Raw genomic sequence first — 23,198 nt, 5'->3', positions numbered from 1 at the left:
CTCACCAGAACAGATGCGCCTCGTCGATGGCGCGGCGCCAGAAGCCGTCGCGGTCGGCCTCGGGCGCCCAGCCCAGCAACTCCTTGGGTTTGCGGTTGTCAAAAGCCGACAGGTGCCCGCGCGATTTCCAATCCGCCCGCGAGGCGGCCTTGGCGCCCTTCTTGCGCAATGCGTGGCGTTTCAGCCCCTGTTTCAGCGCATCCACCGCCCAGAGCGCCGTCAGGTTCGATCCCGAAACCCGCAGTCTCGCCCCGGTCCGTGCGCGGATGGCGTCGAAATAATCGCGGCCCGAAAACATCGCATCGCCGATCAGGTTGAAGCTTTCGCCCAAGGCCTCGGGGCGGGTCATCATGAGGATCAGCCCGTCCGACACGTCATCGGCCAGAACGAAGGGCAGGATATTGCGGCCGCTGCCCCAAAGCCGCACCGCGCCCGCGCCGTGCCAGCGCCCGATGCCCCAATGCTGCAACGGCCCGCCATCGCCCAGAACGATCCCGGGGCGGGCAATGACCAAGGGCAGGCCCTGGGCTGACAGCGCGATCAGCCGCCGCTCGCCCTCGGCCTTTGAGCGGGCATAGATATTGCGCGCCTCCATCTGGCCGAATTCGGTGGCCTCGGTGATGGTCTCATGGGCGGCCGACATGTCATATGAGGCGATGGTGCCGGTATGGACCAGCCGGCCGACGCCGGCGCGCAAGGCGGCGCGGCCGATGCGCTCGGTGGTGGCGACGTCGTTTTCCAGCGCCGCCTCCCAGCTTTTGTCGGTGGATTTCGCCAGATTATAGACGCAATCCATGCCGGTCATGACCTCGGCCAGCCCGTCCTCGTCGCGCAGGCTGACGCCGACGGTCTCGACATGATCGGCCAGATCTGGGAAGGGGCCGCCGCGCCCGCGCGACAGCACCCGCACGTCATGGCCCTGTTCCACCAGCCGCCGGGTCAGGTTGCGCCCGATAAAGCCGGTGCCGCCAATGACCATGACGCGCGGCTGCGGTGTGCCGCTGGGCCGGGCGGGAATGCCGGGCAGGCGGGGCAGGCGGTCCAGCGCATCGGTGATGCCGGCCATGACCGTCCGCGCCGCGTTGGGGGCAAAGCGCGGATCGGGCGTGCCGCTGTGGATGCCCTGATAGAACGCCGCCACGGTGTTGCGAAAACTCAGCCCATAGGGGCTTTTCTGGTTCAGCGAGGCCGCCTGCCGGACGGCATTGCGCAAGCCCTCGCGCAGATGCGCGCCGGATTTCCCCAGCTCCTTGATCAGCGGGTTCATCACCAGATCGGCGGTATTGTCGCGCGTCACCACCAGCGTGTCGGCGGCGTAATCCAGCCGCGCCATCGCCGATGAGCCGCGCAGGCTGACCGAGCGGTCGTCAAAGGTCTCGACCAGCGACAGGGCGATGGTCACATCGACATTGCCGGCGCGGGCGATGATGCGCCAGCTTTGCGGGCGCTGCTCGCCGCCGGGGAGCGTGATCCATTGGCCAAGGCTGACATGCTCGATCTCAAGCGGGCCGAAAAGGTCGGTGGCCAGCGAAAAGGGATGCGGGCCCAGCTCCAAGAGCAGGTTCTGGGTCTGGCGCATCAGCCACAGCCCGTAGGGCCCCGAGCGCAGCGGCACCAGAGGCAGCGACCAGTTGATCTGCGCGCTTGAGATGACGCCCAGATCGCCCGCGTCGCGCAGCCGGCGCAGTTTTTCATATGAGGGCAGGCCAAGGAAATTGTGGCAGGCACCCAGTTGCCGGCCGGCGGCCTCGGCGGCGACGGCCATGTCCTCGACCTCGGCCACGCTCAGCGCCACCGGCTTTTCCACCATCACATGCAGCCCGGCATTCAGGCATTTGACGGCCAGATCGCGGTGCAGGTTCGGCGGCGTCAGGATGTGGATGACGTCGCAGACCTGCGCGGCGATCATCTGGTCCAGATCGGCAAAGGCCTGAATGCCGTAGCTGGCGGCCAGCGCCTCGGCGGCATCGCGGGCGGGGTCGCAGACCGCCACCAGTTGCGCGCCCGGCGTGGCGCGGATCGCATCGGCATGCCAGCTGGCGATATAGCCGGCGCCCAGAATGGCCACCCGAAGGTCCGAAGTCATGACAAAATCCTATTTATACTCGATAATACGCATGTCATCGCCTGTGCGGCGACGCCGATAGTAAGTCAACATTCCTAAAAGGTTAGGAATCTTGGCCAAGGTCAGCAAAGCGGCCTGTTTCACGGCCATCGGCCGGCCAGAAAGCCCGCGCCACGTCTTCCAGAAGGACAGCGCGTAAAGCCCCAGCACCGCCAGCGAAATCCAGCCCGAGGTGAAAAGCCCCAGCAGGAACATCAGCGGCAGCACCAGCCCATAGGCCCAGACCCGCAGCCTTTCGCGCTTGAAATGCGGCGGATGCATGCGCCCGACCTGCGCAAAGCCATGGCCGGCCCGCATCGCGCGCCGCCACCACTGGCCAAAGCGGGTCATGGCGGCGTCATGAAGCGTCATCTCGACCGGCAGGCGCTCGAGCTTCCAGCCGGCCCGCGCCAGCCGCAGGCAGAATTCGTCATCCTCGGCGGCGATCACCGTCGGGTCAAAGCCGCCGGCCTTCCGAAAGCCCGCGACCCGCACCATCATGTCGCCACCGCAGGCGCTGATCGGCCCGGCGGGGCGGCGCCATTCCACCTGACACATCTGGTTATAGACCGAGGCCAGCGGGTGGATTTCCGAGCGCCAGCCGGTCACCAGCCCCAGATCGGGCCGCTCGGCCAAGGCGGTGACGCCGGCCTCAAGCCAGCCCGGTTCCACCTTGCAATCGCCATCGACGAACTGCACCAGATCCAGCTCGCCCCCGGCCAGCAGCGCCTCAAAGCCCGCATTGCGGGCGCGGGCGGCGGTGAATGGCGTGCTCGTGTCCAGCTCGACCACGGTGACGCCAAGGCCGCGGGCAAAAGCCACGCTGTCATCGCCCGAGCCGCTGTCGACATAGACCACCCGCGCGCAAAGCGGCACCAACGAGCGCAGGCAGGCCTTCAGCCGGTCGCCTTCGTTGCGGCCGATCACCACGGCGCCTAGGGTCGGGCGGATCATGCGGGGTTCCTCATCAGGGGCTGGTGCAGGCTAACCTTGCCGGGGCGCGTCCTGTCAATGCGCTGCACCGCAGAACTGGCGAAATGGTCAGGCCGGTGATGCGCGCAGGCTTTCGCGGGCAAAGGCCGCGATCAGGTCGGTCTGGGTCACGATGCCGATGATGCGCGGCCCGTCCAGCACCGGCACCGCGTCGCAATGCCCGGAGGCGAGCATGGGCAGAAGCGCCCCCAGCGGCGTGCCCGGCGCGGCGGTGGGCGGGTCGGTCTGCATGATCTCATCGGCCCGCGTGGGCTGGTCCGCGCGCGCCTCGAACAGCCGGGCCATGGCGGCGATCAGGCGGTGGTCATGGCGAAAGGCATCCTCTTGTGCGCGGCGGATCAGGTGGATCTGAAAGATCACGCCGCGAAAGATGTCGCCCGCCTCGACCACCGGCAACGAGGTGAAATCTTGCTGGCGAAAGATCCGCGCCACCTCGCGCAGCCGCGTGTCGGGGGTGACGGTGACCAGATCGCGCGACATGATGTCGCTGGCGGTCAGCGGGCCGGTGCGATGGCTGGCGGCCTGCAATTCGGCGGCACCGATCAGCCGGGCCAGATCCTCGACCCCAAGGTTCAGGCTTTGGCGGTAACGTTGCAGGATGTCGCTGAGTTCGTCGCGCGTGAGGCCCAGCCGCTCGATCGGGGCGGGATCGGCGGTGCCATGGGGGCCGGGGTCGTCGAACTGGCGGAACGGATAATGGCGCCCGGTCGCGCGGGCATAGATCATGGCGATGGCGACAAGGATCAGCGTCCCCGCCAGAACCGGCGCCAGCACGAAGCCGAAACCCAGTTGCAGGGTCGCCTCGGGGTTCATGGCGGCGGTCATGGCGACCGCGCCCGCCGGCGGATGCACGGCGCGCAGCGGGATCATCAGCGCCACCGACAGGCCCACGGCCAGCGCGATGCGCAGCGCCGCATCGGGAACCAGCATGCAGGCCAGCACCCCGACGAATGCCGCGGCGCAATTGCCTACCACCGCCGACCACGGTTGCGCCAAGGGGCTGTTCGGCACCGCGAAAACCAGCACCGAGGTCGCCCCGAAGGGCGCGATCAGGTAAAGCCCCAGCCTCTGGTCGGCCGAGGGCGACAGCAGGAACAGCCCCGCCACGCCCAGCCCGACCAGCGCGCCAAGCCCCGCCCGCAGCGCCTCATGGCCCGAGCCAGGACCGATGGCCGGACCCAGCGCCTGAAGGATGCGGTGCAGCACCGGGCGGGTGGGGGATGTCATGGCGCGTTCTCCATGTGCCCGGGAATTGGGCAGATGGCGCGGCTTTAGGCGCGCTGCCGGGGAGGTTGCAAGCCCGTTCGCGGCCGGACCGGGTTATTTCCCCGGTTATTTATAGCGCCCGCCGCGCTGCAGGACCTCGATCTGATAGCCGTCGGGGTCGGCGATAAAGAAGAACCGTGCGATCACCTGCCCGCCGGGGGCGAAATCGACCAGCTTGCGGGGCGCAAGCCCGGCGGCGGTCAGGCGCGCATGTTCGCGGTCCAGATCATCGACCGAAAAGGCCAGATGGCCATAGCCGTCGCCCAGATCGTAAGGCGCGGTCCGGCCCTTGTTGATGGTCAGCTCCAGCTCGAATTCCGACTCCGGATTGCTCAGATAGACCAGCGTGAATTCGGGGAAATCCAGCCGGTCGGCGACCTCGAGCCCGAAGGCCGCGCGGTAAAAGGCCAGCGAGCGCGCCTCGTCCAGAACGCGGATCATGCTGTGGATGGCTTTGGCCATGGTCTATCCCTGAAGTTTGTTTGTGGGGTCAGCCCAGCCGGGCGAAGGCTTCCAGCACGGCCCGTTCGGACTGGTTCAGGTAATCCTCCAGCAGCCGCGCGGCGCCGGGGGCATCGCCGCCCTCAAGCCGGGCAAGGATCTCGGCATTGCGGCTGATATAGGGGCTGTGCAACTGCTCGGGGCTGTCCAGCAGGCCAAAGGCCAGCCGCAATTCGGCGATGATCTGGGTGAAGAATCCGATCAGGCGCGGGCTGTCGGTCAGCGCCACGATGGCCGAATGAAACTCCATATTGGCGCTGCCGACGCCCTGCCAGTCACCTTTGGGATGCAGGATCTCGGCGCGGGAGACAGCGGCGCGCATGCGGGCGACGGCGGCATGGCCGGGCCAGGCCTGCGCCAGAGCGGGCACCTCGATCAGCCGCCGCACACGATAGATGTCCAGAATCGAGGCCATCGAGGGCGTGGCCACGAAGACCCCGCGATTGGGTTCATGGCGCAGGATGCCCTCGCGGGTCAGCAGCCGGAACACTTCGCGCAGCGTATTGCGCGAGATGTCCAGCTCGGCCGCAAGCCTGGCCTCGGACAGGCGCTGGCCGGGACGCAGGGCGCCGCCGGTGACGCGGGCGCGCAGCTGGCCGGCCATGTCCTCGGCGAGGCCGGGGGCAGAGGCCGGTTTTGGCGTGGCCGGGTCTGTTGCAGCCAGCGGCGCGGCTTCGGCAATCGGTGATTCGGCTTTGGCCTGGGTCATCGAAATATCCTTGATGCTCTGTCGCGATTGTGGCGCAGCCCTGCCGCTACGGCAAGCCGAGACGGCGGGATCGCGCGGTGATTCGGCGCAATGGTTGATGCCGTGTCACGGAATAAATGGACAGATGCTGCCGCATACGCCTGCTAATCAAGCATATTGTCGTATGTTGATCTATGAATTACTCAACAATTTACAACTAAATGTCAAATTATAGTTGACTGATTGTCGCACCTGCCGCATGGTCAAGCCATTCCCGATACGCACTCCACCCTTGCAGCAGGAGCATGACAGATGGCCGAATCCGTCTCATCCCCTTCGGCCGCCACTGCCGCCGCACGCGGCGGCTTTCTGGCGGCCATCTTCCTGATGGCGACCTCGGCCATCGGGCCGGGCTTCATCACCCAGACCGCGACCTTCACCGCCAAGCTGGGTTCGGCCTTTGCCTTTGCCATCCTGGCCTCGATTGTGATCGATTTCGTGGTGCAGCTGAACATCTGGCGCATCACCGCGCTGACCCGGCGCAATGCGTCCGACACCGCCAATGCGGCGATTCCGGGCGCGGGCTATCTGCTGGCGGTGCTCGTGCTGATCGGCGGGCTGGCCTTCAACGTCGGCAATATCGCCGGCGCCGGGCTGGGCCTGAACGCCATGTTCGGGCTGGACCCCAAGATCGGCGGCGCGGCCTCGGCCTTTCTGGCCATCGGCATCTTCATGTCGCGCCGGGCCGGGCTGCTGCTGGACCGCGCGATCATCGGGCTGGGCGTGCTGATGATCGGCATGACGCTGGTCGTGGCCTTCACCACCAATCCCCCGGTGGGCGAGGCGCTGCGTCAGACCATCATGCCCGATGTCATCGATTTCGCGACCATCACCACCATCGTCGGCGGCACCGTGGGCGGCTATATCACCTATTCCGGCGCCCATCGCCTGCTGGACAAGGGCCTTGTGGGCGAGGAAAATCTGGCCGCTGTCACCCGCGCCTCGCTGACCGGGATCGCGGTCACGGGCGTCATGCGCTTCGTGCTGTTTCTGGCCATCCTGGGCGTCGTCGCATCCGGCGTGACGCTGGACCTGTCCGGTCAGGCCGCGAACCCCGCAGCCCAGGCCTTTGCCCATGCGCTGGGTGAATGGGGTCTGCGTATCTTTGGCGTGGTCCTGTGGGCGGCGGCGATCACCTCGGTGATCGGGGCGGCCTATACCTCGGTCAGCTTCCTGACCGTGTTCACCACGCTGGACGAGCGGACGCGCGGCATCGCCACGGTGATTTTCATCTTTTTCTCGCTGCTCGTCTATGTCGTCATGGGAACGGCGCCGGCGGCGATTCTGGTCTTTGTCGGCGGCTTCAACGGTCTGATCCTGCCCATCGGCCTGAGCATCTTCACCTATGTGGGCTTCGCGCGTCCCGACCTGATGGGCGGGCACCGCTATAACCGCCCGCTCTTGATCGCCAGCGCCGTGGTCTGCGCCCTGACCTGGTACATGGGCTGGAAATCGGTGGGCACGATCTTTGCCTTCCTGAACGCCTGAGCCGTCACCGCGGTGGTCCCCCGGGGCCACCGCCCGTCACCCGGGAGGAGGAAAACATGACCCGTGCAATCGACCTGAACAGCGACCTCGGCGAAGGTTACGGCGCCTGGAAGATGGGCGATGACGCCGCGATGCTGGGGATCGTCAGTTCCGCCAACGTGGCCTGCGGCTTTCACGCGGGCGATCCGCTGACCATCCTTGCTACCCTGCGCGAGGCGGCCTCGCGCGGCGTCGCCATCGGCGCGCATGTGGCCTATCCCGACCGCGTGGGCTTTGGCCGCCGGCCCATGGACGTGGCCTCGGCCGAGCTGACGGCGGATGTGATCTATCAGATCGGCGCGCTTCAGGGGCTTTGCACCGCCGCTGGCACCCGCGTCACCTATGTCAAGCCACATGGCGCGCTGTATAACACCATCGCCCAGGATACCCGTCAGGCGGCGGCGGTGATCGAGGGCATCAAGGCCATCGACCCGACGCTGGTGATGATGGGTCTGGCCGGGGCGCCGATCCTTGCCCAGGCCCGCGAGGCCGGGCTGGCCACCGTGGCCGAGGCCTTTGCCGACCGCGCCTATACCCCCGCCGGCACGCTGGTGTCCCGCCGCGAGGCAGGGGCCGTGCTGCATGACCCCGAACTGATCGCCGCCCGGATGCTGCGCCTTGCGCGCGAGGGCGTGATCGAGGCCGTGGACGGATCCCCCCTGCATCTTTCGGCCGACAGCATCTGCGTTCATGGCGACAGCCCCGGCGCGGTCGCCATCTCGGCCCGCATCCGCGAGGCGCTGATCGCAGGCGGCGTCGCCATCCGCCCCTTTGCCGGTGCGCAGGCATGAGCGGGCTTCCCGATCCGCAGGCGGCGCGCGACGCCCGGCTGGCCTGCCGTCAGGGGCCTGCGCGGCCGACCTCGGGCATGGCGCCGGGCTTCACCCAATGCAACATGATCTCATTGCCCAAGGACTGGGCCTGGGATTTCCTGCTTTACGCGCAGCGCAACCCCAAGCCCTGCCCGGTGCTGGATGTGACCGACCCCGGCAGCCACCGCACCGCCATGGCGCCCGATGCCGACCTGCGCACCGATATCCCGCTGTATCGCATCTGGCGCGATGGCGTTCTGGCCGAGGAAACCCCCGACGCCAGTGCCGCATGGGCCGAGCATCCCGATCTGGTTACCTTCCTGATCGGCTGTTCCTTTACCTTTGAGACGCCCCTGCAACAGGCCGGGATCGAGGTCCGCCACATCACTCAGGGCAGCAATGTGCCGATGTATCTGACCAACCGGGACTGCCGCCCGGCGGGCCGGCTGCATGGCAAGATGGTGGTCTCGATGCGCCCGATCCCGGCGGGGCGCGTGGCCGAGGCGGCGATGATTTCCGGCCGCACCCCGGCCGTCCACGGCGCCCCCGTCCATATCGGCGCTCCCGCCGGTCTGGGCATTGCCGATCTGGACAAGCCCGATTTCGGCGACCCGGTCGAGATCCGCCCCGGCGAGGTTCCGGTCTTCTGGGCTTGCGGCGTGACCCCGCAGGCGGCGCTGATGGCCTCGCGCCCGCCTTTCGCCATCACCCACGCGCCGGGCTACATGTTCATCAGTGATACTCCCGAAACCCATTGGCAGGTGTGACATGCGCTTTTTGCCCATCGGACCCCGGACCCTGCTGGCCGAACTGGCCGATCTGGACGAGACGCTGGCGCTGTTTGACGCGCTGAATGCCGACCCCATCCCCGGCCTGGCCGAGATCATCCCAGCCGCCCGCACGCTGATGATCCGCACCGCGCCGGGCGTTCTGGCGGATGCCGCCTTGGCCGGTCAGATCAGTGCCCGCCAACCCGCCCCCGGCACGCCCCCCGCCGCCCGCGCCACTGAGACGGTCGAGCTGCCGGTCATCTATGACGGCGAGGATCTGGCCGATGTCGCCCGCCTCATGGACCTGTCCATCCCCGAGGTCATCGCCGCCCATCAGGCGACGACATGGCAGGTGGCCTTCTGCGGTTTCGCGCCCGGCTTTGCCTATATGACCTGCGACGATGTGCGGTTCGAGCTGCCGCGCCGGCCCTCGCCCCGGACGCGGATCCCGGCGGGCTCGGTCGCGCTGGCGGGGCGGTTCTGCGGCGTCTATCCGCAGGAAACCCCCGGCGGCTGGCAGTTGATTGGCCGGACCGAGGTGCCGATGTGGGACCTGACCCGCGACCCGCCCGCGCTGCTGCGCCCCGGTGTGCGCTGCCGTTTCGTGCAGGGCGGGGCCAAGGTTCACCCTTCGGCCGCCATTCCGCAGCCGCAGCCCGATCAGGGCCTGCGCATCCTTGCGGCCGCTTTCCCGGTCGTCTTTCAGGACGGGGGGCGGCCCGGTCAGGGCGGGCAGGGGGTCTCGGCCTCGGGCGCCTTGGACATGGGCGCGCTGCACCGGGCCAATCGTGCGGTCGGCAACCCTTCGGGCAGTCCGGTTCTGGAAATCACGCTGGGGCCGGTGCGCTTGCAGGCCGATCAGCCGATGGTGCTGGCGCTGAGCGGTGCCGCGCAGGCGCGGGTCGCCGGACACATGGTCCCGCCGGGCGCGGCCTTTGCGCTGGATGCGGGGGATGAGGTCCAGATCGACCCGCCCGCTGCCGGGATGCGCAGCTATCTGGCGCTGCGCGGCGGCTATCTGGTCGCGCCGGTGCTGGGTTCCGCCGCCACCGATACGCTGGCCTTTGTCGGCCCGGAGGCGCTGAAAAGCGGCGCGGTCATCGCCCCCGCGAACCTGCCCGCCACTGCCGTGGGCGCGCCCGAGGACCAGCCCGATCTGCCCAAGCCCGGCGAACTGGTGGAACTGCCCGTCATCCTTGGCCCGCGCACCGACTGGTTCACGCCCGAGATGGTCCGGCATTTCCTGACACAGGAATGGCTGGTCACCCCGCAAAGCAGCCGCGTCGGCATCCGGCTTTCGGGCGATCAGCCCATGACCCGCCCCGATGCCCGCGAGCTGCCCTCTGAGGGGACCGAGACCGGCGCGATCCAGATCCCCCATTCCGGCCAGCCGGTGCTGTTTCTGGCCGATCACCCGCTGACCGGCGGCTATCCGGTGATCGCGACATTGCTGCCGCAGGCACTGGACCTTGCCGGCCAGATCCCGCCCGGCGCCCGCATCCGCTTTACCGCCGCCCAGCCCTTTGCAACCCTTGATCCGACGAGGCCCGCATGACCCTGTTCGCCACCGGCCCCAGCCGCCCGCTGAACCGCCTGCTGATCGCCAATCGCGGCGAGATCGCCGTCCGCATCATCCGCGCCTGCCGCGACGAAGGCATCCAGTCCGTCGCCATCTATGCCGACAGCGACCGCGACGCGATCTTCGTGCGCATGGCCGATCAGGCCCATGCGCTGGGGGGCGACAAGCCCGCCGACACCTATCTGGACGCGGCAAAGATCATCGCCATCGCCAAGGCCTCGGGCGCCGACGCCATCCATCCCGGCTATGGTTTCCTGTCCGAACGCGCCGATTTCGCGCAGGCCGTGCAGGATGCGGGCCTGATCTGGGTCGGCCCCGACCCGGCGGTGATCGAGGCCTTGGGCGACAAGATCGAGGCCCGCCGCATCGCCGAGGCCGTCGGCGCCCCCCTTGTCGCCGGCACCCCCGGACCCGTCGAGACCCCCGCCGATGCGCTGGCATTCGCCAAGGCGCACGGGCTGCCCATCGCCATCAAGGCGGCGTTCGGCGGCGGCGGGCGCGGCATGAAGGTCGCCTGGCGTCTGGACGAGGTCGAGGAGCTGTTCGAATCCGCGACGCGCGAGGCGCTGACCGCCTTCGGGCGCGGCGAATGCTTCATCGAGCAATTCCTTGACCGCCCCCGCCATATCGAGGCGCAGGTGCTGGCCGACAAGCACGGCACCGTCAAGGTGATCGGCACCCGCGACTGTTCGCTGCAACGGCGCAACCAGAAGCTGGTCGAGGAAGCCCCGGCCCCCTTCCTGACCGACGAACAGCGCGCCCGCATCCACGATTCGGCGCGCAAAATCTGCGCCCATGCCGGCTATAGCGGCGCGGGCACGGTGGAATATCTGCTCTCCGCCAATGGCACGATTTCTTTCCTTGAGGTGAACACCCGGCTGCAGGTCGAACATCCGGTGACCGAGGAAACCACCGGCATCGATCTGGTGCGCGGCATGATCCGGGTGGCGCAGGGTGCGCGCCTAGTGGATGACAGCGTGCCCGCTCCGCGCGGCCATTCCATCGAATTCCGCATCAATGCCGAGGACCCGGCGCGGGGTTTCCTGCCCACGCCCGGCCCGGTCCGGGTCTTTGACGCGCCCTCGGGGCCGGGGGTGCGGGTCGATAGCGGCGTGGCTTCGGGCTCGGTGGTGCCGGGCAGCTTCGATTCGATGATGGCCAAGCTGATCGTGACCGGCGCCACCCGCGCCGAGGCGCTGGCCCGCGCCGCGCGCGCCCTGCGCGAATTCCGCATCGAAGGCGTGGCCTCGGTCATCCCCTTTGATCAGGCGGTGCTGGAACAGGGCGACTTTCTGGCCCCCGACGGCGATTTCCGCGTCCATACCCGCTGGATCGAGACCGATTTCGCCGATGCTCTGGCTGCGGCGGTCGCCCCCCATGGCCGCGTCAGCCCGGCCGCATCCGCGCCGATGCTGCGCGTCGCGGTGGAGATTGACGGCAAGCGGCATGAACTGGGCCTGCCCGCAACGCTGCTGGCGGCCCTGCCCGCAGGCGGCGGCGCTGCGGTCTCGGCCTCTGGTGACGCGCCTGCAATCGACGAGGCCACCGTCACCGCCCCGGTCGCTGGCACGCTGACGCTGTGGCAGGTCGAGGATGGCGCGCAGGTCGAGCGCGGACAGGTCGTCGCCGTCATCGAGGCGATGAAGATGGAAACCCGCGTCGAGGCCCATCGCGCCGGCAAGCTGACCCGCATCGCCGCGCAGGGCGACACGCTGGGCTTTGATGCGCCTTTGGCCCGCATCGACTGAGGGTGCTTTGACAAAATCCGGCGGGCCATGCCAAGCTGGCCCGCTGGACAGAATGCCCGCCGGATCTTGCCGATGAACCTGATGAAACGCCGCGCCCTGACATTCGCCATCGCGGGCATGGGCGGCGCGGTTTTCCTGCTGCTGCACCTGCCGCTGCCCTGGCTTCTGGGGCCGATGCTGGCTTGCCTGATCGCGGCACTGGCGGGGACGCCACTGTCGGGCGCGGGCCAGCTTGGAATCTTCATGCGGACCTTTCTGGGGGTGGCGGTCGGGGCCTCGATCACGCCCGGCGTGTTGGCGGAACTGCCCGATATCGCCGCCTCGCTGGCATTCGTGCCTTTGTTCATCGCGGCGATCGCGCTGGTCGGCTATCCGCTGTTTCGCCGTGTCTTCGGCTTTGACCACGCCACCGCATGGTATGCGGCCATGCCCGGCGGCCTGCAGGACATGCTGGTCTTTGGCGAGGAAGCGGGCGGCGATGTCCGGGCGCTGTCCTTGATCCACGCGACGCGGGTGCTGGTCATCGTCACTGTCGCACCCTTCATCATGACCGCCTATTGGGGTGTCGATCTGTCCCAGCCCCCGGGCACGCCCATGCGCGCGACCGACCTGACCGAAATCGCGATCATGGTCGGCGCCGGCGTCATCGGCTGGAAGGGGGCCGAGCGGCTGGGCCTCTTCGGCGCCTCGATCCTTGGGCCGATGATCGTGACGGCGGCGCTGTCCTTGTCGGGCATCATCAGCCACCGCCCCCCGGCCGAGATGATCCAGGCGGCGCAATTCTTCATCGGCATCGCGGTGGGGGTGAAATATGCCGGCATCACCCTGCGCGAATTGCGCGTCGATGTGACGGCGGGGCTGGTCTATTCCGGGGCGCTGGCCGCGATCAGCCTGATCTTCATCGAAGGGATCGTCGGGCTGGGGCTGGCCCCGGCGCTGGATGCGTTTCTGGCATTCCTGCCCGGCGGTCAGGCCGAGATGGTGGTGATCGCGATCATTGCCGGGGCCGATCTGGCCTATGTGGTCAGCCACCACCTGCTGCGGATGATCCTTGTCATCCTGCTGGGGCCGGTGGTGGAAAAGCTGGTCGCGCGGCGTGAGAAAGGTCGTCGCGACAGGTTACGCTAGATGTTCGTCTGCGCTCCGATCTCGACCACGCGCCCGGCCGGAATGCGGAAGTAATCCGACGCTCCGGCTGCGTTTCTGGACAGCGCGATATACAGTTTCCCCTGCCATCCCGGCATCCGGCTGCGGGTCGAGATGCGGATCCGCCGCCGCGACAGGATGAACGAAGTCGCCATGATGTCGAATTTCCAGCCCTGACGGCGGCATTGCAGCAACCCGCGCGGCACGTCCGGTTCCTCGGCATAGCCATAGGTCATCTCGACGCGGCGGAAGCGGTCGTTGATGTCCTCGATCTTGACGCGGTCGGCCTCGGGGATGCGGGGCACCTCGGCGGTGCGGATGGTCAGGATGACGTTCTGTTCATGCAGCGATTTGAAATGCTTGAGGCTGTGCAGCATCGCCACCGGCGTCAGGTCCGGGTTCGAAGTCAGAAACACCGCCGTGCCCGGCACCGTCGCGATGGATTCCGACTTGGCGATCTGCGCCAGCAGCGTGTCCAGCGGCAGCTCGGCCTCGCGGTCCTTGATGGTGACGATGGCGGTGCCGCGCATCCAGCTGGCCATGGTCATGAAAACCGCGCCGGCGATGCACAGGGGCACCCAGCCGCCATCCTCGATCTTGACAAGGTTCGCGCCCAGAAAGGTCAGGTCCATGGCCAGAAACGGCAGCATCATCCCGACCGCCAGCCACATCGGCATCTTCCAGTGCTTGTGCGCGACGACCATCGCCAGAAGCGCGGTGACCACCATGGTCCCGGTCACGCTGATCCCGTAGGCCGAGGCCAGTTTCGACGACGATCCGAACAGCACCACCAAGACCAGCACCGCGATCATCAGCCAGCGGTTCACGCCCGGCATGTAGATCTGGCCCTGATGCTCGTCCGAGGTATGGCGGATCTTCATGCGTGGCAGCATGCGCAGCTGCACCGCCTGCTGGGTCAGCGAATAGGCCCCGGTGATGACCGCCTGGCTGGCGATGATCGTGGCCATGGTGGCCAGCAGCACGACCGGCAGCGTCGCCCATGCCGGGAACAGCAGATAGAATGGGTTTTCCATCGCCGCGGGGTTCTTCAGCACCAGCGCGCCCTGCCCGAAATAGGTCAGAAGCAGCGAAGGGAAGGCCACGAACAGCCAGGCCACCTGAATCGGCTTGCGGCCGAAATGGCCCATATCGGCGTAAAGCGCCTCGGCCCCGGTCACCGCCAGAAAGACCGAGCCCAGCACGATCACCCCAAGCGAGCCGTTATGCAGGACGAAATTCAGCGCATGGACCGGGTTCAGCGATGCCAGCACCTCGGGCGCCTGCACCATCCAGTGGATGCCGCCCGCCGCCATGACCAGAAACCAGACCAGCGTGATCGGGCCAAAGAACCGCGCCACCGCCTCGGTCCCGCGATTCTGCACCAGAAACAACAGGAAGATGATGACGATGGCCATGGGCACGATATAGGGCTCGACCCCGGTGGTCACGAGCTTGAGCCCCTCGAGCGCCGACAGGACCGAAATCGCCGGGGTGATCGCGGCATCGCCGTAAAACAGCGCGGCGCCGATCATGCCCAGAACCAGCACCCCGAAATCGGGCCGCCCCATGGCGCGCTGTGCAAGCGCCAGCAGCGACAGCGTGCCGCCCTCGCCCTCGTTATCGGCGCGCAGAAGGATCAGGACGTATTTCACCGTCACGATCAGGACCAGCGCCCAGACAATCAGCGACAGCACGCCCAGCACATCCTCGCGCTGGACGCCGCCATGGCTGGCGCCGGCGGCATGCATCGCCTCGCGAAAGGCGTAAAGCGGCGAGGTGCCGATATCGCCGTAAACCACGCCGATGGCCGCCAGCGACAGCGACAAAAGGCCCGCGCGCTGATGCGGCTGCGGCTCGTGCTGGGGATCGGTGGCGGCTTGGGGGTCGGAAACCTGGGTGTCCAGACTGGCCATGTATGTATTCCCTTGCGCCGGAATCGGCCCGGCAGAGGGGCACCATGCCGCATGGCGGCATAAAGGATCGACATGGATTATCGCATGACGTGTAAAGAAGTCATAAAGACCATGGACAAGTCGCATCGCGTCACGCCAGATCGGCGCATGAAAAGCCAAAGCCCGCCCCGCCTGCCATCCGATGAACGTCGCTGGATGACCGCGCCGCGGCTGTCGGGCATTCTGGGCGCGGCGGTGCTGTTGATCACTGTGACGCTGCTGGCGCGCAACCTGCACGAGCTTCTGCCCGAGAACGTCTCGATCCTGCTGTTTCTGATGATCGTGCTGGTCTGCGCGGCGGCCTTCGGCTTCTGGGTCGGGATCGCCAGCGCGCTGGGGGCGATCGCCGCCTTCAACCTGCTGTTTCTTGAGCCGCATTTCACCCTGCATGTCGCCAAGCCCCAGGACCTCATCACGCTGGCGCTGTTTCTGCTGGCTGCCGGGCTGACCGGCTTTCTGGCCGGGCGATTGCGCGAACAGGTCGATGCCGCGAATGGCCGGGCGGCGGCGCTTGAGGTCATCTCGCAGCTCAGCGCCGAACTCGCGGGCGCCGACAATGCCGAGGACGCGATCCGCGTCGCCCTGCGCCACCTGCACGGGCTGGCGCAGGGGCCGGTTCTGGCGCTGATGCCGCAGGACGGGAACCTGCGCCCTCTGGCCGCGCTGCCGGCCGGATATGTGCCCGAGGCCAGCGATCTCGACGCCGCCGACATCGCCTTTCGCCGGGGCCGGGCCGAGCTTGCCTCGGCCAAGGGCTGGAGCGGGTCGCGGCTGAGTTTCTATCCGCTTGCGGGCGAGACCGGGCGCGGCCCGGGCCCGGGTCCGGCCCGGGGTCCGGTTCTGGGCCATGCCCGCCTGTCCCCGGATCGCAGCGACCGCGAATGGCGCGAACAGGCCATCGAGGTGGTCCTGGGTCAGGCCGAACAGGCCCTGCAACGCCTTGCCCTGACCGAACGCGCCGAGGCCGAGCGCCGCCGCGCCGCCTCCGAGGAGACCCGCGCCGCGCTGCTGGCGTCGCTCTCGCATGATCTGCGCACGCCGCTTTCGACGATCCTTGGCGCGGTGACGACGCTGCGCGAGCTGGGCGCGACCCTGCCGGCGGATTCGCAGACCGACCTGCTTGAGGCCATCGAGGAGGAATCCCAGCGGCTGGCGCGCTATGTCGAAAAACTGCTGCAGGTGACGCGGCTGCAGGCCGGGATCGCGGTGCAGATGACCTGGGTCGATGCGGGTGATGCCGCGCAATCGGCGGTCCAGCGCGCCCGCCGCGCCTGGCCCAAGGCCCGCATCCTGGCCGAGGTCGAGCCGCTGCCGATGATCCGCGCCGAAGCCGGGCTGCTGGAACAGGCGCTGTTCAATCTGGTCGAGAATGCGGTGAAATACACCTCGGGGCCGATCCGCGTGACCGGCGCGGTCGAAGGGGCCGAAGTCGTCCTGAAGGTCATCGACAGCGGCAAGGGCCTGCCGCCCAGCCTGGCCGAATGGATCGCCTCGGACGAGACGACCGGCGCGCCACAGGGCGTCCCGCAGGGGATGGGGCTGGGCCTGCCGATCTGCAAGGGCATCGCCCGCGCGCTGGGGGGGCGGCTGACGGCGGGGCGCAGCGCCTCGGGCGGGGCGGTGCTGGCGATCCGCTTGCCGGTGCCCCCGGCCTCTGAATAGACTTGGCGGATGCGGGACCGCGACCTGATCCTGATCGTCGATGACGAGCCGCAGATTCAGCGGTTTCTGGGCCATGCGCTGGTCGCGGCGGGCTATGACACCTGCACCGCCGGCAATGGCGCCGAGGCTCTGGCCCAGATCGCCGCGCAGGAACCCGATCTGGTGATCCTTGACCTTGGCCTGCCCGACATGAACGGCAAGGAGGTGATCGAGCGGCTGCGCCTGCGCTCGGACCTGCCGGTGATCGTGCTCTCCGCGCATGATCAGGAGATGGAAAAGATCATGGCGCTGGATCTGGGCGCCAATGATTTCGTCGCCAAGCCCTTTGGCATCGGCGAATTGCTGGCCCGGCTGCGCGCCAGCCTGCGCCCGCGCCGCGCCACGCGCCCCGAGGTGATCCGGCAGGGCGGGCTGGTCATCGATCTGGGCGCGCATCTGGTCAGCCGCGACGGCGAGACGCTGCGCCTGACGCCCAAGGAATTCGATCTGCTGGCGGCCTTGGCGGCCAATGGCGGCCGGGTGATGACCCATCACAAGCTCTTGCAACTGGTCTGGGGACCGGCCCATGTTGATGATGTGCCCTATCTGCGCGTCTTCATCGGCCAACTGCGCCAGAAACTGGAACCCGACCCCGCAAAACCCGCCCTGATCCTGACCGAACCGGGGGTGGGCTATCGCTGGGCCCAACCCGAGGAGTCCCCGCCATGAGCATGACCCATCTGCCCGCCGCCAAGCACCGCCGGATGCCGTGGAAGAATGGCCGTGGCGAAACCACCGAGATCGCCGTCTATCCGCAGGGCGCCGGGCTTGAGGATTTCGGCTGGCGTCTCAGCATGGCCGGGGTGACCGAGCATGGCGCATTCTCGATCTTTCCGGGCATCGACCGGACGCTGGCGGTGCTTGACGGCGCCGGCATCGAGCTGGAGGTGCAGGGGCAGGACCGCCACCGCCTGACGCCGGGGACCGAGCCGCTGGCCTTTGCCGCCGATGTGCCGGCCGTCGCGCATCTGCTGGGCGGGCCGATCTCGGACCTGAACCTGATGACCCGGCGCGGCAGTTACGTCCACCAGCTGCGCCACGCCACCGACCCGGCGCCGCTGGGCCGTCCCGACTGGCTGCTGGTGCTGGCCACCGCCCCCGCGACGGTGCGGATCGCCGGGCAGGAGGTGGCTCTGGGCCAGTTCGATGCGCTGCTATGCGATGGGGCCGAGGCCGCGTCTCCGCCCGCCCCGGCCCCGGATCTGTGGCTGGCCACGATCAGCCGCGCCTAGGCCGGTTCGGTATTGCGGTTGCTGAGGATCAGCGCCGCCCCGGCGGAAATCCCGCCGACGCATTCCAGCTCGAAGCGTTCGGCGTCGCGGTTGCGGATTTCCTCCATCACCTCGTCGATGACCTCGGGATCGTCGCCCAGCTTGACCAGCGCCTCGCGGCCCATGGCAAGGGCGCTGTGCAGGGTCTCGCGCATCTGGAAATCGACATCGTGCTGGACCAGTTCCAGCGCATGTTCGCGGTCAAAGGCGCGGGCGATCACCGGCACCATCGGGAATTCGGCCTTGACCAGCTCGACGATGCGGGTCGTCGCCTCCTTGTCATCGGGCACGGCGACGATCAGGCAGGCCTCGGCGGCGCCGGCGGCATGCAGCACGTCCAGCCGCGTGCCGTCGCCATACCAGACCTTGAAGCCAAACTCATCGGCATCGCGGATCATCTGCGGGTCCTTTTCGATGATCGACAGCGAATGGCCGCGTGCGATCAGGGGCTGGCTGATCACCTGACCCATGCGGCCAAAGCCGATGATCAGCACACGGGCATGCAGGTCGCGCGCCTCTTCGACCCCGTCCAGCGAGGGCTGGATCTTGGGCGCCAGCCGGTCATGGAGGATGATCATCAAGGGCGTCAGCACCATCGAGACGATGACGATGGCGGTCAGCACCGCCCGGTCCTGCCCGGTGATGACGCCGGCAGCCGCTGCGGCGGAATAAAGCACAAAGGCAAACTCGCCGCCCTGCGCCATCAGCACCGCGCGTTCCAGCGCCTCGGCCCGGTCGGCCTTCCAGATCCGGGCCACGCAATAGATGACCAGCATTTTCAGGATCATGTAGGCCGGCACGCAGATCACCACCAGCAGCCAGTTCTCGGCGATGGTGGTCAGGTTCAGCGCCATGCCGACGCCCAGAAAGAACAGGCCCAGCAGCAGGCCCCGGAAGGGTTCGACGTCTGCCTCAAGCTGGTGGCGGAAGGTGCTTTCCGACAGCAGGACCCCGGCAAGGAAGGCACCCATGGCCATGGAAAGCCCGGCGGCCTGCATCATCAGCGCCGCACCCAGCACCACCAGCAGGGCGGCGGCGGTCATCACCTCGCGCCCGCCATAGCGTGCCAGCAGGCTGAAGAACGGATTGAGCAGATACAGCCCGCCAAAGATCAGCGCGACGATGGCGCCGGTGCCGATGGCGGCGCTGGTCAGGCGATGGGCCATGGTCACTTCCTCGCCACCGGGGGCAAGGAAGGTCACAAGCGCCAGCAAGGGCACGATGGCCAGATCCTCGAACAGCAGGATCGAGATCATCCGCCGGCCCTTGGGTGTGGCCATTTCCTTGCGCTCGTCCAGCATCTGCATGACGATGGCGGTCGATGTCAGCACGAAGCCCGTGCCCGAGATCAGGCTGGCCGAGACCGGAAAGCCCAGCGAGACCCCGACGATGGTCAGAACCCCCATCGCCACCAGCACCTGCGCAAATCCCAGCCCGAAGATCTCGCCCCGCATCGCCCACAGGCGCGAGGGCTGCATTTCCAGACCGATGACGAACAGAAACAGCACGACGCCCAGTTCGGCGACATGGATGATCGCCTCGGGGTCGTCAAAAAAGCCAAGGCCAAAGGGGCCGACCGCCAGACCGGCGGCCAGATAGCCCAGAACCGAGCCCAGCCCGATGCGCCGGAATACCGGCACCGCGATCACCGCGGCAGCCAGCAGCACCACCACGCCGATCACATCCATGCCGCCGCCGCCATGGGCCGCCGCCTCGCCCGCGGCACCTGCCGCAGCCGTTACCTCACCTGCCATGTTTCCTCCTGTCCGCGTCCCGCTTTACTGGTCATGTCACACGCTATCACCAGAATGCAAAATTTCCGGTGCGGTCAAGCGGGCGCCATATCTGGAGCATCCGGCGCCGCGCGGGTGCCGGATGCCTGTTGATTGCCGGATGGATTCAGCGCCAGCCCAAGGCGGGCGCGACATGCTTCAGGATCGATTCGATCACATGGGCGTTGTAGGGCACGCCCAGCATGTTCGGCACCGTCAGCAGCAGCGTATCCGCCTCGGCGATGCCCTCATCCTCGGCCAGTTCGCGGATCAGCTGATCCGGCTCGGCCGCATAGCCGCGCCCAAAGATCGAGCGGGTGCTTTCGATGAAGCCGACCTGATCCGCCTCTTTGCCGCCGCGCCCGAAATAGCGCCGGTCGGTGTCGTTCATCAGCGCAAAGATCGAGCGGCTGACCGAAACGCGCGGCGTGCCGGGATGCCCGGCCTCGGCCCATGCGGCCCGAAACAGCCGGATCTGCTCGGCCTGCTGGATATGGAAAGGCTTGCCGCTTTCGTCGGTTTTCAGGGTCGAGCTTTGCAGATGCATCCCCATGCGCCCCGCCCATTCGGCCGTGGCGTTCGAGGCCGCGCCCCACCAGATGCGGTCGCGCAACCCGGGCGAATGCGGCTCAAGCCGTAACAGGCCCGGCGGGTTCGGGAACATCGGGTTCGGGTTGGGCTGGGCGAAACCCTGCCCCTGAATGACCTTGAGGAACACCTCGGCATGGTGGCGCGCCATGTCGGCGTCGGTTTCGCCCTCGGCGGGGGCATAGCCGAAATGCCGCCAGCCCTCGATCACCTGTTCGGGCGAGCCACGGCTGATCCCCAGTTGCAGCCGCCCCTGCGAGATCAGGTCGGCCGCACCGGCATCCTCGGCCATGTAAAGCGGGTTTTCATAGCGCATGTCGATGACGGCGGTGCCGATCTCGATGCGCGAGGTGCGCGCGCCCACCGCCGACAGCAGCGGAAAGGGCGAGCCAAGCTGGCGGGCAAAGTGATGGACGCGGAAATAGGCGCCATCCGCGCCCAGCTCTTCGGCGGCGACGGCCAGGTCGATGGATTGCAGCAGGACGTCGCCCGCGCTGCGGGTCAATGAGCCGCGCTCGTCCGACCAATGGCCAAAGGACAGGAAACCGATCTTTTTCACGGTGAAACCTCACGACAGATGTGATTGCTTGCCGCCGATATAGGGCGGCGCGGCAAAAAACCTAGCCCGCCGGTTTCTGATCCGGTTTTGGGCCCGGTTTCGGTCCCGTCTGCCAGCTTGGCTGTTTCAGTTCCGCCGCCACATGATCGACAAAGCGGCGCAGCTTTGCAGGCAGCGGCGAGACCGGCGGCCAGACCGCGACGATGGGCATGGGACGGGTACCAAAGCCGGGCAGCACCCGCTCCAGCCGGCCCGCCGCGATGGCCGGCCCGGCGATGAAGCCGGGCAGCATCGCCAGCCCCAGCCCCTCGATCGCCATGTCGCGGATCGCCTCGCCATTGTTCAGCTTGAGCCGCCCATGCACGCTGGGCGAGACGAACCGCCCCTGATCGCGGAACTGCCAAAGCTGGCTGTTGGGCATGTGGCTATAGCCGATGACCTGATGTTCGCGCAGCTCGGCCAGGGTTTCGGGCCGGCCCGTGCGGTCCAGATAGGCGGAACTTGCGCAGACCATGCTGTCATCCTCGCACAGCTTGCGCTGCATCAGGGCATTGTCGCGCATGGCGCCGATGCGGATGCCGATGTCGAAACCCTCGCGCGCCAGATCGCGGGTGCGGTCGTCGTAATCGACGTTGATTTCCAGCTCGGGGTTCTGCGCCGCGAAACGGGCGATGATCGGCCCCAGATGCAGGATGCCAAAGCTCATCGGCGCGGCGATGCTCAGCGTGCCGCGCAAAGGCGCGACCCCGTCCATGTCCCAGGCGGCGCCCTCGGCGGCGGCGATCAGCTCGGCCAAGGCGGGGCGCAGGCGCTCGGCCAGCCGCTCGGCGGCCTCGGTGGGGGTGATGCGGCCGGCATTGCGGCGAAACAGCGCCGCCCCCAGCACCGTCTCCAGATCCGAGATCCGCTTGCTGATCACGGATTTCGACAGGTTCAGCCGCGCGGCGGCGGCGGTGACGGTGCCCAGCTCAAGCACCGTCAGAAAGGTTTCCAGATCGTTCAGGTCATAGCGCATGGCGCGACCATAGCCGCCCCGGCGCCGTTCGCAAATACCGAACACAAGGTTCGCAACCCCTTCGGTGGTAAAAACCGCCCGCCTGCCCGATATTGGCTGCAACAGAACAAGGAGCACCCATCATGGAGCTGACCGGAATTCACCACCTGACGGCGATCACCGCCAATGCCCGCGCCAACAAGGACTTCTATACCGATGCGCTGGGTCTGCGGCTGGTCAAAAAGACCGTCAACCAGGACGACACCACCGCCTATCACCTGTTCTATGCCGACGGGCTGGCCTCGCCCGGGACCGACCTGACCTTTTTCGACTGGCCCGTGGCACCCGAACGGCGCGGGACGCATTCGATCAGCCGCACCGGGTTGCGTGTTGGCGCCGACAGCATGGATTTCTGGGCCGGACGCCTTGGCGACCGTGGCCTGAGCACCGGCGGCATCGTGACGCTGGACGGCCGCGCCAGCCTTGATTTTCAGGACCTCGAGGGCCAGCGCTTTCGCCTGACCGAGGATACCCCCGGCGTCATCGCCAATGCCTGGGAAAAAAGCCCGATCCCGGCCGGCCATCAGATCCACGGCCTTGGCCCGATCACCATCTCGGTGCCCGATCTGGCGCCGACCGACATGATGCTGACCCGGGTGCTGAACATGCGCAAGGTGCGCGACTATGCCAGCCCCGATGGCCATGGCTCGGTCCATGTCTATGAGATGGGCGCGGGCGGTCCGGCGGCGGAGCTGCATGTCGCCGTCCAGCCCGACCTGCCGGTGGCCCGTCAGGGCGCGGGCGCGGTCCATCACGTCGCCTTCCGGGTGCCGGATGTGCCCGCGATCCATCAATGGGCGCAGCGTCTGGACGAATTGCGCATCCCCAGCTCGGGCGAGGTCGAGCGTTACTATTTCCGCTCGCTCTACTTCCGCGAGCCGGGCGGCAACCTGTTCGAGCTGGCCACCGACGGCCCCGGCTTTGCCGTGGACGAGCCGCTGGAAACCTTGGGCGAACGCCTGTCGCTGCCGCCCTTTCTTGAACGGCAGCGCGACCAGATCGAGTCGCGGCTGAAACCGCTGGACTGACAGAAACCGCCAGACCGAAACGCCGCCGGGGTCACACCCGGCGGCTTTTCCATGGGCGCCATCGGCCGGCGCATTTCGC

General features: G+C 67.6%; 19 protein-coding genes. 10 read left to right on the top strand and 9 right to left on the bottom strand.

From position 1 onward, the window contains the following. Position 1: 1 nt before the first annotated feature. From DFP89_RS03375 to DFP89_RS03355, 5 genes are all read right to left on the bottom strand, one after another. Positions 2-2,086: an NAD-dependent epimerase/dehydratase family protein gene (locus tag DFP89_RS03375; protein ID WP_114347974.1), complete on the bottom strand. Its 2,085-nt coding sequence runs from the start codon at positions 2,084-2,086 to the stop codon at positions 2-4. 9 nt (positions 2,087-2,095) lie between these two features. Further along, a complete protein-coding gene (locus tag DFP89_RS03370) occupies positions 2,096-3,058 on the bottom strand; it encodes a glycosyltransferase family 2 protein (RefSeq protein ID WP_114347973.1) in 963 nt (320 codons plus the stop codon). 87 nt (positions 3,059-3,145) lie between these two features. Next, positions 3,146-4,324 (bottom strand): HPP family protein, encoded by a 1,179-nt coding sequence (locus DFP89_RS03365; protein ID WP_114347972.1) that lies wholly within the window; start codon positions 4,322-4,324, stop codon positions 3,146-3,148. 105 nt (positions 4,325-4,429) lie between these two features. Next, a complete protein-coding gene (locus DFP89_RS03360) occupies positions 4,430-4,825 on the bottom strand; it encodes a VOC family protein (RefSeq protein ID WP_114347971.1) in 396 nt (131 codons plus the stop codon). A 28-nt stretch (positions 4,826-4,853) separates the two neighbouring features. Then, positions 4,854-5,573, bottom strand: a complete 720-nt coding sequence (locus DFP89_RS03355; RefSeq protein ID WP_114347970.1) for a GntR family transcriptional regulator — start codon at positions 5,571-5,573, stop codon at positions 4,854-4,856. Between the two features lie 291 nt (positions 5,574-5,864). Between DFP89_RS03355 and DFP89_RS03350 the strand changes: the two genes are divergently transcribed. The 6 genes from DFP89_RS03350 to DFP89_RS03325 all read left to right on the top strand — a co-directional run bounded on the left by DFP89_RS03350 (position 5,865) and on the right by DFP89_RS03325 (position 13,176). Continuing rightward, the gene (locus tag DFP89_RS03350; protein ID WP_114347969.1) at positions 5,865-7,100 is read left to right on the top strand and encodes an NRAMP family divalent metal transporter; all 1,236 of its coding nucleotides are present in this window, start codon (positions 5,865-5,867) and stop codon (positions 7,098-7,100) included. A gap of 56 nt (positions 7,101-7,156) precedes the next feature. Then, positions 7,157-7,930, top strand: a complete 774-nt coding sequence (locus tag DFP89_RS03345; protein ID WP_114347968.1) for a LamB/YcsF family protein — start codon at positions 7,157-7,159, stop codon at positions 7,928-7,930. Continuing rightward, positions 7,927-8,718, top strand: coding sequence for a putative hydro-lyase (locus DFP89_RS03340; protein WP_114347967.1), 792 nt, complete (start codon positions 7,927-7,929; stop codon positions 8,716-8,718). The genes DFP89_RS03345 and DFP89_RS03340 overlap by 4 nt, the downstream gene beginning before the upstream one ends. A 1-nt stretch (position 8,719) precedes the next feature. Further along, on the top strand, positions 8,720-10,276 hold the full coding sequence (locus DFP89_RS03335) for a 5-oxoprolinase subunit B/C family protein (RefSeq protein WP_114347966.1): 1,557 nt from the start codon (positions 8,720-8,722) through the stop codon (positions 10,274-10,276). Continuing rightward, entirely contained in the window at positions 10,273-12,048 is a 1,776-nt protein-coding gene (locus tag DFP89_RS03330; RefSeq protein ID WP_220269801.1) for an acetyl/propionyl/methylcrotonyl-CoA carboxylase subunit alpha, read from the top strand. The genes DFP89_RS03335 and DFP89_RS03330 overlap by 4 nt, the downstream gene beginning before the upstream one ends. A 72-nt stretch (positions 12,049-12,120) precedes the next feature. Next, positions 12,121-13,176, top strand: a complete 1,056-nt coding sequence (locus DFP89_RS03325; protein ID WP_114347965.1) for an AbrB family transcriptional regulator — start codon at positions 12,121-12,123, stop codon at positions 13,174-13,176. Here DFP89_RS03325 and DFP89_RS03320 read toward each other — a convergent pair. After that, positions 13,173-15,107, bottom strand: coding sequence for a potassium transporter Kup (locus tag DFP89_RS03320; RefSeq protein WP_114347964.1), 1,935 nt, complete (start codon positions 15,105-15,107; stop codon positions 13,173-13,175). The genes DFP89_RS03325 and DFP89_RS03320 overlap by 4 nt on opposite strands. Positions 15,108-15,191: 84 nt before the next feature. On the opposite strand from DFP89_RS03320, the gene DFP89_RS03315 reads away from it, so the two are divergent. The 3 genes from DFP89_RS03315 to DFP89_RS03305 are packed head-to-tail and all read left to right on the top strand — an operon-like array spanning position 15,192 to position 18,079. Then, complete coding sequence (locus tag DFP89_RS03315; protein ID WP_245948580.1) at positions 15,192-16,808, top strand: DUF4118 domain-containing protein; 1,617 nt, start codon at positions 15,192-15,194, stop codon at positions 16,806-16,808. Positions 16,809-16,817: 9 nt separating this feature from the next. Continuing rightward, the gene (locus DFP89_RS03310) at positions 16,818-17,516 is read left to right on the top strand and encodes a response regulator (protein WP_114347962.1); all 699 of its coding nucleotides are present in this window, start codon (positions 16,818-16,820) and stop codon (positions 17,514-17,516) included. Then, positions 17,513-18,079: a HutD/Ves family protein gene (locus DFP89_RS03305; protein ID WP_220269800.1), complete on the top strand. Its 567-nt coding sequence runs from the start codon at positions 17,513-17,515 to the stop codon at positions 18,077-18,079. Before DFP89_RS03310 ends, DFP89_RS03305 begins: the two co-directional genes overlap by 4 nt. On the opposite strand, the gene DFP89_RS03300 is transcribed toward DFP89_RS03305, so the two are convergent. From DFP89_RS03300 to DFP89_RS03290, 3 genes are all read right to left on the bottom strand, one after another. Further along, entirely contained in the window at positions 18,076-19,872 is a 1,797-nt protein-coding gene (locus tag DFP89_RS03300; protein WP_114347961.1) for a monovalent cation:proton antiporter-2 (CPA2) family protein, read from the bottom strand. The two genes, DFP89_RS03305 and DFP89_RS03300, sit on opposite strands and share 4 nt — an antisense overlap. 145 nt (positions 19,873-20,017) lie before the next feature. Then, a complete protein-coding gene (locus DFP89_RS03295; protein WP_114347960.1) occupies positions 20,018-21,037 on the bottom strand; it encodes an LLM class flavin-dependent oxidoreductase in 1,020 nt (339 codons plus the stop codon). A 61-nt stretch (positions 21,038-21,098) separates the two neighbouring features. Continuing rightward, the gene (locus DFP89_RS03290) at positions 21,099-22,052 is read right to left on the bottom strand and encodes a LysR family transcriptional regulator (protein ID WP_114348084.1); all 954 of its coding nucleotides are present in this window, start codon (positions 22,050-22,052) and stop codon (positions 21,099-21,101) included. Between the two features lie 122 nt (positions 22,053-22,174). On the opposite strand from DFP89_RS03290, the gene DFP89_RS03285 reads away from it, so the two are divergent. Next, entirely contained in the window at positions 22,175-23,119 is a 945-nt protein-coding gene (locus DFP89_RS03285; RefSeq protein WP_114347959.1) for a ring-cleaving dioxygenase, read from the top strand. Positions 23,120-23,198: the final 79 nt, after the last annotated feature.

Origin of the sequence: Paracoccus lutimaris (genome assembly GCF_003337565.1) — a bacterium.
Taxonomy (GTDB): domain Bacteria; phylum Pseudomonadota; class Alphaproteobacteria; order Rhodobacterales; family Rhodobacteraceae; genus Paracoccus; species Paracoccus lutimaris.
The sequence above is the reverse complement of the archived record's forward strand: the minus strand, read 5'-3'. Positions and strand labels throughout refer to the sequence as shown.

Coding starts and splice junctions, on each gene's coding strand:
- DFP89_RS03375 (WP_114347974.1), bottom strand. CDS start 2,086: ATGACTTCGGACCTTCGGGTGGCCATTCTGGGCGCCGGCTATATCGCC.
- DFP89_RS03355 (WP_114347970.1), bottom strand. CDS start 5,573: ATGACCCAGGCCAAAGCCGAATCACCGATTGCCGAAGCCGCGCCGCTG.
- DFP89_RS03315 (WP_245948580.1), top strand. CDS start 15,192: ATGACGTGTAAAGAAGTCATAAAGACCATGGACAAGTCGCATCGCGTC.
- DFP89_RS03305 (WP_220269800.1), top strand. CDS start 17,513: ATGAGCATGACCCATCTGCCCGCCGCCAAGCACCGCCGGATGCCGTGG.
- DFP89_RS03350 (WP_114347969.1), top strand. CDS start 5,865: ATGGCCGAATCCGTCTCATCCCCTTCGGCCGCCACTGCCGCCGCACGC.
- DFP89_RS03365 (WP_114347972.1), bottom strand. CDS start 4,324: ATGACATCCCCCACCCGCCCGGTGCTGCACCGCATCCTTCAGGCGCTG.
- DFP89_RS03340 (WP_114347967.1), top strand. CDS start 7,927: ATGAGCGGGCTTCCCGATCCGCAGGCGGCGCGCGACGCCCGGCTGGCC.
- DFP89_RS03310 (WP_114347962.1), top strand. CDS start 16,818: ATGCGGGACCGCGACCTGATCCTGATCGTCGATGACGAGCCGCAGATT.
- DFP89_RS03370 (WP_114347973.1), bottom strand. CDS start 3,058: ATGATCCGCCCGACCCTAGGCGCCGTGGTGATCGGCCGCAACGAAGGC.
- DFP89_RS03360 (WP_114347971.1), bottom strand. CDS start 4,825: ATGGCCAAAGCCATCCACAGCATGATCCGCGTTCTGGACGAGGCGCGC.
- DFP89_RS03320 (WP_114347964.1), bottom strand. CDS start 15,107: ATGGCCAGTCTGGACACCCAGGTTTCCGACCCCCAAGCCGCCACCGAT.
- DFP89_RS03330 (WP_220269801.1), top strand. CDS start 10,273: ATGACCCTGTTCGCCACCGGCCCCAGCCGCCCGCTGAACCGCCTGCTG.
- DFP89_RS03285 (WP_114347959.1), top strand. CDS start 22,175: ATGGAGCTGACCGGAATTCACCACCTGACGGCGATCACCGCCAATGCC.
- DFP89_RS03335 (WP_114347966.1), top strand. CDS start 8,720: ATGCGCTTTTTGCCCATCGGACCCCGGACCCTGCTGGCCGAACTGGCC.
- DFP89_RS03345 (WP_114347968.1), top strand. CDS start 7,157: ATGACCCGTGCAATCGACCTGAACAGCGACCTCGGCGAAGGTTACGGC.
- DFP89_RS03325 (WP_114347965.1), top strand. CDS start 12,121: ATGAACCTGATGAAACGCCGCGCCCTGACATTCGCCATCGCGGGCATG.
- DFP89_RS03300 (WP_114347961.1), bottom strand. CDS start 19,872: ATGGCAGGTGAGGTAACGGCTGCGGCAGGTGCCGCGGGCGAGGCGGCG.
- DFP89_RS03290 (WP_114348084.1), bottom strand. CDS start 22,052: ATGCGCTATGACCTGAACGATCTGGAAACCTTTCTGACGGTGCTTGAG.